Source organism: Flavobacterium branchiophilum NBRC 15030 = ATCC 35035, from assembly GCF_002217205.1.
Classification (GTDB): Bacteria; Bacteroidota; Bacteroidia; order Flavobacteriales; family Flavobacteriaceae; genus Flavobacterium; species Flavobacterium branchiophilum.
In genome coordinates, this window is sequence record NZ_MUGT01000108.1 from 1 (window position 1) to 6,419 (window position 6,419).

A 6,419-nucleotide genomic window follows, 5' to 3' on the forward strand; every position below is an offset into this window, starting at 1 on the left:
TTTAAGGGGCTGAAACATTTGCTTTCAAACTACTTTTTCTCAAAAAACAATTGATAAAAAATATGAAAAAGCAAGGGAGCTTTTTAATGAAGAAAATTTTCACGAAGCGGATTCTTTAATCAAAGAAGTAAAAAAACCATACAAATCAGTACCGCCAAGGGTAGCTTATCTTGAAATTTTGATAAAAGATAAGTTAATTCTATCGGATTCAGAAATTGATTTTGCTATGATAGAAGAAACCAGAAAATTAATAGCAAGCTATAAAAATAAATTCATAAAATATCAAAATGATAATTATAGAAATGTAATTTTAATAGGTAATGAACTAAAAAAATATCCTAAAGATATAGAAACATTTAACGCAAACAGAGAGGAGCATGAGAAAGAAATTGCATTAGAAAAAGAGCGGGTAGAAAAGAAAGCTTTAGAAGCAAAACAAAAGGCAGAAGCAAATCGAATTAAACAAATGGAAGTAGATAGGTTTGCAAATTTTATTAAAGAGCGAAAAGATAGACTAAGAACGTTCACAAATCCTGATGTTTATACTAACAATGAGATTGGCAATATGAGTACAGAAGAGTTCAATGAATTGCTCAATAAATCAATAATTGAAAATAAACAAAAATTAGAAGAGGAACAAAACAAACTAAATGTGGAATCTATAAGATTAGAAAAATTAGGAGAAAGTAAATCTTATGTTGCTTTTAATGATTTAATATGTTGCTTTTAATGATTTAATTAGATTAGGAAGTATATCAGACGAAGCGTTTGATGAAATTTATAGAAAGGCTAGAAAGGCTAGCAAAGTAGTAAAAAAAAATCAGAGACCTCAATTAGGTTCTTATTCTAGTTTAGGATTTCAGAGTGGTGAAATTGCAAAATACGGCTTTATTTATGAAACAGGAGGTGATAATATAGTTGGCTTTCACTTTTCTGGTCGAACCAGTTTAACTGCAAAAGATGATATTATCAACGGAACCAATCTTAAAAACAAATCAGAAATTGATTTAGGTCCAAGTATAAAATTTTCGAACAGACTCTATTTTAACATTGGTGCAGGTTATGGATTTTATGATAAAATTATAAACAACGATTATTCTAGAGAAATTTCAACTGAAAAAACAGGATATACTGTTGCAACAACAGGTTTAATGTTTAGGGTAAGCCGAGTCATTAGCATAAATGGTGGTGCTTCTTTTATGGACATTGAAAAAGATTTCTATAAACCCGAAATTACTTTTGGTATAGCTTTTAATTTTAAAGGAAAGAGTAGTTATTAATGATCCTAAATGATATAAAATGAAAAAAACAAAACTTTTTAATGTTTTAATAGTGTTACTATTACTATTTTTTGTTAATTGTGAAAATGAATTTGATTATGGAAAACTAATTAATGTCGTTAAAACCACGGAATTCAATAATGTAACACAAACAACAGCAAATGTTTCAGGAAACGTAATAACAGATAATGGTAAATCCTTAACTGCTAGAGGAATATGTTATAGTACCACTCAAAACCCAACCATTAATGACTTAAAAATTGTTTTCAATACAGCTACATTAGGAAGTTATACTTGTAATATTACTAATTTAGCACCAAACGCCATCTATTTTGCAAGAGCGTATGCTACCAATGGCTACGGAACCGCTTATGGCAACACAATCACATTTAAAACGTTGCCAGCTACTATTCCTATAATTTCAAGTACAACTGCTGCAACATCAATCACTCAAATAAGCGCTATAACAGGTGGAAATATTACCAATAGTGGTTCAGCAAATGTTACAAGTCGTGGGGTTTGTTATAGCAGTACACAAACAATTCCAACCATAGCAGGTCTGAAAACATCAAACGGGACTGGAATTGGTACTTTTTCCAGTACATTAACAGGATTATCCCCAAACACTAATTATTATATTAGAGCTTATGCCTCCAATAGTATAGGAACCGCTTATGGTGATGTTAAAACATTTACAACCAATGCGGCAACAATTCCAACAGGGATTACAACAATAGCAGTTTCAACAATTACACAAACATCAGCCTCAAGCGGCGGAAGTATAACTAATGATGGTGGAGCTTCAATCACTTCTAGAGGTGTTTGTTGGAGTAATACAACATCAAGTCCTACAATAGCAAATACAAAAACTATTGACGGAACAGGTATTGGAATATTTTCAAGTTCTTTAACAAGCCTTACTACCGGAACAACTTACTATGTGAGAGCCTATGCAACTAATAGTGCAGGAACAGCGTATGGAACAACTAGTACTTTTACAACATTACCTAGTTTAGCAGTGGGTCAATCTTACCAGGGAGGTATAATTGCTTATATTTTTGTTTCAGGTGATAGTGGTTATATAACGGGACAAACCCACGGTCTAATTGCAACAACTTCCAATCAAAGTACAGGAGCACAATGGGGTTGTTCAGGTACTTCAATATCTGGAACAAGCACAACTTTGGGTTCGGGTCAAACTAACACTACAGCTATTGTTAATGGATGCTCCTCTACTACTAACGCAGCGGCTATTTGCAATAATTTATCTTCAGGAGGCTATACAGATTGGTATTTACCAAGTAGTGAAGAATTGATTAAACTTTATTTAAACAAAAGTTTAATAGGTGGATTTAATAACTCTTTTTATTGGTCATCTACTCAAAATAATTCTATTTCTGCTTATTCTATTAATTTTAATACAGGAACTATAACTACTAGTAGTTCCAAATCAAGTCAAATCTATGTAAGAGCAATTAGAAAATTTTAAAAAGCCTTGATGAAAAATAAAAAGGAGTTCGAGAGTTTTTTGCTATTAGTTAAAAACGTTTTGTATCAATTTCGACTTTGAAAAAGAATAAAATACCCAACTCCTAATACGGTACAACTTCATTACCAAGAATTAGCAAGCATGAGGGATTTGTGTACAACACCATGTTGAAAACGTTAGTAAAAGTATAAAAAATGGCTACAATTATGTTTCTTAATTCTGTATATCACATCATTTTGTTGAAAAGGACACCTTATTGTGAATAACTTTATCTTTTTTTGACAATCCCGAAGCAGCCATTGGCAAAATAAAAGAATTATCAAAAGAACAACAAAATGCAACTGAAGCACTTCGCATTTTAGCTATTGCATATTATCATGCGGAATATGAGCAAAAGGCAGAGCAAATTTGGAAACTTTTAAATTTATAATAAATATGGAAATAGCTGATAATTTACTTTTTGAAAAGGTTCGTTCCATTTTAGAACAAGCGCGAAAACAAGTAGCTCAAGTTGCCAATTTGGCTATGGTTCATTCCTATTTTGAAATTGGTAGAAGAATTGTAGAAGAAGAACAAAACGGAAAATGGAGAGCAACTTATGGAAAGAAAACGCTTCAAGGGTTATCTTTAAAATTAACGGCACAATTTGGAAGAGGTTTTTCTGTGGACAATTTACAAAATATGAGGCAGTTTTTTCTTTGCTACTCAAAATACGAGACAGTGTTTCGTATTTTTCAAAATAATGATAATCAAATAGATAAGTCTGAAATGGCAAGTCAAACTAACTTGAATGTATTTCAATTAAGTTGGTCGCATTATTTGATTTTGATGCGAATTGAAAACAGTGAAGAGCGAAGTTTTTATGAGATTGAAGCTAAAGAACAAAATTGGTCTATATCACAACTCAAAAGACAATACCATTCTAGTTTGTATGAACGATTGGCATTAAGTAAAAATAAAGAGGAAGTGAAAAAATTATCCCAACAAGGACAAGTCATTGAAAAGCCAGAAGATTTTTTAAAGAACCCTTTAACTTTAGAATTTTTAGGATTGGAAGAAAGAAACACCTATTCTGAAAATGATTTAGAAACAAGAATAATTACCAAAATTCAAGAGTTTTTATTAGAACTTGGCAAAGGTTTTTTATTTGAAGCCCGCCAAAAACGATTTTCATTTGATAACGAACATTTTTTTGTGGACTTGGTATTTTACAACCGATTATTACAGTGTTATGTCTTGATTGATTTAAAAATTGAAAAGCTTTCGCATCAAGATTTGGGGCAAATGCAAATGTATGTCAATTATTATGACCGATATGTGAAATTAGATTACGAGAAACCCACAGTTGGCATACTGCTTTGTAAAAAGAAAAACAGCAATTTAGTAGAATTGACCTTGCCCAAAGAAGCCAATATATACGCCACAGAATACAGCTTGTATTTACCCAAAAAAGAAATATTACAACAAAAACTGAACGAATGGGTGGAGGATTTGGAGGAGGAGTGATAAGAATAACCATTAGAAATAAAGCACTATGAATTTTGATGAACTTATACAGCAAATAGAAAACATACATATTGAAACTCAGAAATATGCGGTACAGCAGGTAAATAGCTCTTTGACTATTCGTAATATTCTAATAGGGTTTTTTATAGTTGAATTTGAGCAAAATGGTTTTGATAGAGCCGATTATGGAGCCAATACCATCAATCAAATAGCCAAAAGAGTAAAACATATCAAAGGGATTTCTGCACCTCAGCTATACCGTTTTAGAGATTTATATCTTAGTTATCCTCACATTTTATCGGCAGTGTTGAGAAAATTGGAAAATACAAGCATGATAACCCAAAACATATTCTCGACAGTGTCGAGAAAATTGGAAATCATGCCAAAAAAACGAAACCATGGTAGAATATGCCACAGCAGGATTAACCAATGATGTATTTGTTTCTAAATACCAAATAGAATTACCTAGTAAAAAGGTATTGGAGAATTTTATTAGAAATGAGATGAAAATGGAATGAATGGGTGGAGGAATTGGAGGAGGGGAAATAATAATTAAAATATATGAGATGAAAAACGAAACATTAGAAGATATAGAAATGAGTTTCAAAATAATAAGTGAAAAGATAAAAAATAATGAAGTTTTAAGTTATTATGAACAAGAATTTTATTTTGAAATTAGCGAAAAAGAACTAAAACAAAATATTATTTTACTTCCTCAAATGAAAAACTATGCATTTATTATTTTTTATAATATTTATTTAACAGATGTTAATACAGAAATTTATGAAATGTCACTATCCCATTCTAATGGAATTCCAATTAGAGAGGTTTATAATATATTATTAAATAAAAATGAAATTTTGGAGGTTTTAAAAGAATTTTCAAATAATTTTAAAATCGAAGTTTTAGATTACAAAAAAGTATATAAAAAAAAATAAAATTTTAAAAGATGTAATAAAAAGAGAGTACAATTATGTAAAAGCAAAGATAGAAAAAGAAAAATATAACAGTGAAGTAAAATGTTTTAATGCAGTTTTAAGAGCGAAAAGAATTTATTTGCATTTTGAAAATCTTAACATAAATAAAAAAAAAATATTATTAGATAATAATGAATACGATTTAAACCTAGATTTTTATGTTCACATAGCATTTCGTCATTACTATCATATTTTACAAGAAACAAATCATTATTTTGGCAAAGATCATTTTAAAACAATAAAACCAGAAGAATGGAAAGAAATAATAGAAAAATTATCAATTGTATTTAATAAAAGGAAAATAAGTTTAGAAGATATTGATGTTATAAACTTTATGTTAAATGATATTATCTATAGATTAACAATAAATAAAAAAAAGAAATGTTTTTCAAGTTTATTTCCATTGAAAGAAGAAGAAATTAATAAATTAAAATTAAATACAATCATTAACTTACAAAGATGAAAAAAATTATTTTAATCGTTTTATTATCATTAAGTTATTTATCTTATTCACAATTAGATAGCATTTCATATTATAATGGAAAAGGAGATCTTTTAAATGCTCTTAGATGTTCTGATAAAATGAATTTAAGCAAGTCAAATAGTGATTATGTTGAATTATTGACTTGGAAAGCAGAATTACAATATGAAATTGGAAATATTAAAGAGTCTGAAAAATATTATAGAATAATTGAAAATGGTTTAGATTCGTTAAAAAATGAGTTCATTGGGAAAGAATTTTATCGACATGAAATTGGTGTCGTTTACTTTGATAATAATAAATTAGAAGAAGCAGAAAAAAATTTTTCAATACATATAAATGAAATAAAGGATAATGATAATAGAGTAATAAATTCAATAGAATTTATAGCAGAAATAAGTAAAAAAAATGAAAACTATAATAAAGCTGATAGTTTGTATCAAAAAGTTATAGAACTTAGGATATTGAAAAATGGTAAAGATGAAATGTATTCAAAAACATTAACATTATATGCACAGTTAAAAGAAAAAGAGAAAAAATATGAATCAGCTGAATCTCTATATAATGAATCAATAAAAATTAACTCAACATTACAAAACAATAACTATAAACCAAATGTATTTAAGGCAATGATGTTTAGTGATATTAAAAGATATAAGGAAGCGTCTTGTTTCAGCCCCTTAAAT

7 protein-coding genes are annotated in these 6,419 nt (G+C 28.9%); all 7 read left to right on the forward strand.

Translation table 11 applies throughout. The features are described from left to right. The first annotated feature begins 226 nt into the window (after nt 1-226). On the forward strand, nt 227-730 hold the full coding sequence (locus B0A58_RS11775; protein WP_089081224.1) for a hypothetical protein: 504 nt from the start codon (nt 227-229) through the stop codon (nt 728-730). Nucleotides 731-1,299: 569 nt separating this feature from the next. Further along, complete coding sequence (locus B0A58_RS11780; protein ID WP_089081225.1) at nt 1,300-2,769, forward strand: Lcl domain-containing protein; 1,470 nt, start codon at nt 1,300-1,302, stop codon at nt 2,767-2,769. Between the two features lie 435 nt (nt 2,770-3,204). Further along, complete coding sequence (locus B0A58_RS11785; RefSeq protein WP_089081226.1) at nt 3,205-4,275, forward strand: PDDEXK nuclease domain-containing protein; 1,071 nt, start codon at nt 3,205-3,207, stop codon at nt 4,273-4,275. A gap of 28 nt (nt 4,276-4,303) precedes the next feature. Next, entirely contained in the window at nt 4,304-4,708 is a 405-nt protein-coding gene (locus B0A58_RS11790; protein ID WP_089081227.1) for a DUF1016 N-terminal domain-containing protein, read from the forward strand. An 85-nt stretch (nt 4,709-4,793) separates the two neighbouring features. Beyond that, entirely contained in the window at nt 4,794-5,213 is a 420-nt protein-coding gene (locus B0A58_RS11795; protein WP_089081228.1) for a hypothetical protein, read from the forward strand. A gap of 118 nt (nt 5,214-5,331) precedes the next feature. Beyond that, nucleotides 5,332-5,715 (forward strand): hypothetical protein, encoded by a 384-nt coding sequence (locus B0A58_RS11800; RefSeq protein ID WP_089081229.1) that lies wholly within the window; start codon nt 5,332-5,334, stop codon nt 5,713-5,715. Continuing rightward, a partial coding sequence (locus tag B0A58_RS11805) for a tetratricopeptide repeat protein (protein ID WP_133063132.1) occupies nt 5,712-6,419 on the forward strand: 708 nt, incomplete at its 3' end. The genes B0A58_RS11800 and B0A58_RS11805, both read left to right, overlap by 4 nt.